The following is a 269-nucleotide window of genomic DNA, read 5'->3' on the forward strand; positions in this document are numbered from 1 at the left end:
GGGTGGCCAGACAGCTGCTGACGACGCTGTACCGGTGCGGGTTGCAGGCCGAAGCCCTTCAGCACTACGAGAGCATTCGCAAAAAACTTGCCGAAGACCTGGGCGTCGACCCCGGACCAGAGCTGCAGGCGCTCTATCAGCTCATCCTCCACAATGATCCGGCAGCAGCCGCGCCTGCGCATTCCACGCCGCACCAGCGAGCGGCCCAGCGGACGCGCGAAGGCACTCGACCGGTACCCGCCGAGTTGCCCCACGATGCCGCGGGATTC

Annotated in this window: 1 protein-coding gene; it reads left to right on the forward strand. The window is 66.5% G+C overall.

Features of this window, described 5'->3' with window-relative positions; genetic code table 11:
- Nucleotides 1-269: AfsR/SARP family transcriptional regulator (locus MFF64_RS36915; protein ID WP_273557216.1), on the forward strand; the 269-nt coding region annotated here is incomplete at both ends.

The organism is Methylobacterium frigidaeris (assembly GCF_022179185.1).
Taxonomy (GTDB): domain Bacteria; phylum Pseudomonadota; class Alphaproteobacteria; order Rhizobiales; family Beijerinckiaceae; genus Methylobacterium; species Methylobacterium frigidaeris.